Origin of the sequence: Bradyrhizobium denitrificans, from assembly GCF_013179005.1 — a bacterium.
GTDB lineage: Bacteria > Pseudomonadota > Alphaproteobacteria > Rhizobiales > Xanthobacteraceae > Bradyrhizobium > Bradyrhizobium denitrificans.
Genome location: NZ_JABFDP010000077.1, coordinates 1 through 2267, shown reverse-complemented (window position 1 = coordinate 2267; position 2267 = coordinate 1). Strand labels below are relative to the sequence as shown.

1 protein-coding gene, 2 tRNA genes and 1 rRNA gene are annotated in these 2267 nt (G+C 56.4%); all 4 read left to right on the top strand.

Annotation, left to right across the window (positions count from 1 at the left end):
- Window positions 1–227 (top strand): hypothetical protein (locus HL671_RS38125; protein ID WP_210264282.1); only part of this gene is annotated, 227 nt, incomplete at its 5' end.
- Window positions 220–1708, top strand: a 16S ribosomal RNA gene (locus HL671_RS37780). The genes HL671_RS38125 and HL671_RS37780, both read left to right, overlap by 8 nt.
- Window positions 1709–1940: 232 nt before the next feature.
- Window positions 1941–2017: transfer RNA gene (locus tag HL671_RS37775), tRNA-Ile, on the top strand.
- A 143-nt stretch (window positions 2018–2160) separates the two neighbouring features.
- Window positions 2161–2236: transfer RNA gene (locus HL671_RS37770), tRNA-Ala, on the top strand.
- Window positions 2237–2267 lie beyond the last annotated feature (31 nt).

Below are 2267 nucleotides of genomic sequence, written 5' to 3'. Positions count from 1 at the left end.
CGGGCTGTTTGACAAGTGAAGATGAAGAAAGAGAAACGTGGACGGCGGAGTCCTTGCGGGTCTCGGGTGGGAGCTTCGGCTTTTATCTGAGATCGGACGAGAAGACTTCGGCGGACAATGTTTCAAAGGTAACACCATGGTTTTCGCGCTGTGAAGCGTGGAGATCGATTGGTGGGACCTCGTCAAACGTTGTGATCAGCCGGTTCAAAGCTTCAAGTTCAACTTGAGAGTTTGATCCTGGCTCAGAGCGAACGCTGGCGGCAGGCTTAACACATGCAAGTCGAGCGGGCGTAGCAATACGTCAGCGGCAGACGGGTGAGTAACGCGTGGGAACGTACCTTTTGGTTCGGAACAACACAGGGAAACTTGTGCTAATACCGGATAAGCCCTTACGGGGAAAGATTTATCGCCGAAAGATCGGCCCGCGTCTGATTAGCTAGTTGGTAGGGTAATGGCCTACCAAGGCGACGATCAGTAGCTGGTCTGAGAGGATGATCAGCCACATTGGGACTGAGACACGGCCCAAACTCCTACGGGAGGCAGCAGTGGGGAATATTGGACAATGGGGGCAACCCTGATCCAGCCATGCCGCGTGAGTGATGAAGGCCCTAGGGTTGTAAAGCTCTTTTGTGCGGGAAGATAATGACGGTACCGCAAGAATAAGCCCCGGCTAACTTCGTGCCAGCAGCCGCGGTAATACGAAGGGGGCTAGCGTTGCTCGGAATCACTGGGCGTAAAGGGTGCGTAGGCGGGTCTTTAAGTCAGGGGTGAAATCCTGGAGCTCAACTCCAGAACTGCCTTTGATACTGAAGATCTTGAGTTCGGGAGAGGTGAGTGGAACTGCGAGTGTAGAGGTGAAATTCGTAGATATTCGCAAGAACACCAGTGGCGAAGGCGGCTCACTGGCCCGATACTGACGCTGAGGCACGAAAGCGTGGGGAGCAAACAGGATTAGATACCCTGGTAGTCCACGCCGTAAACGATGAATGCCAGCCGTTGGTGGGTTTACTCACCAGTGGCGCAGCTAACGCTTTAAGCATTCCGCCTGGGGAGTACGGTCGCAAGATTAAAACTCAAAGGAATTGACGGGGGCCCGCACAAGCGGTGGAGCATGTGGTTTAATTCGACGCAACGCGCAGAACCTTACCAGCCCTTGACATGTTTGGGACCGGTCGCAGAGACGTGACCTTCTCTTCGGAGCCCGAAACACAGGTGCTGCATGGCTGTCGTCAGCTCGTGTCGTGAGATGTTGGGTTAAGTCCCGCAACGAGCGCAACCCCCGTCCTTAGTTGCTACCATTTAGTTGAGCACTCTAAGGAGACTGCCGGTGATAAGCCGCGAGGAAGGTGGGGATGACGTCAAGTCCTCATGGCCCTTACGGGCTGGGCTACACACGTGCTACAATGGCGGTGACAGTGGGAAGCTAAGGGGTGACCCTTCGCAAATCTCAAAAAGCCGTCTCAGTTCGGATTGGGCTCTGCAACTCGAGCCCATGAAGTTGGAATCGCTAGTAATCGTGGATCAGCACGCCACGGTGAATACGTTCCCGGGCCTTGTACACACCGCCCGTCACACCATGGGAGTTGGCTTTACCTGAAGGCGGTGCGCTAACCAGCAATGGAGGCAGCCGACCACGGTAGGGTCAGCGACTGGGGTGAAGTCGTAACAAGGTAGCCGTAGGGGAACCTGCGGCTGGATCACCTCCTTTCTAAGGATGGCTCTTCAGCGCGATCTTCGGATCGATCGACCTTCGGGTTGATCAGCTATCGAGCTGTTTTAGAAACATCAGGGACCAACACGATCGCCAGATCGGGTTGAGTTCCATTGGCGGGATTTCGCCGTCTTCGTTTCTCTTTCTTCGCGGACGAACACGCTGCCTGGGGCTGCGCGTTTGCTGCCTTGGCCCTTGCGGGCTGGGTGGTGACGAGCTTCGAGCGTTAGGGCTTGTAGCTCAGTTGGTTAGAGCGCGCGCTTGATAAGCGTGAGGTCGGAAGTTCAAGTCTTCCCAGGCCCACCACGCTTCGCCTGCGGCTACGCGTGGCGCGGCCTCGCTCTTGATGGAGCGAAGCGTGCCCGGCGAAGCCACTTGGCGAAGACGGGCAGTTGCCGGTTAACATCGTCTCGACGATCGCGCTGCTTTGCATTCGTCTTTCCGAGTATGGGGCCTTAGCTCAGCTGGGAGAGCGCGTGCTTTGCAAGCATGAGGTCGTCGGTTCGATCCCGACAGGCTCCACCACGCTTCGCCCTTCGGGCTACGCGTGGCGCGG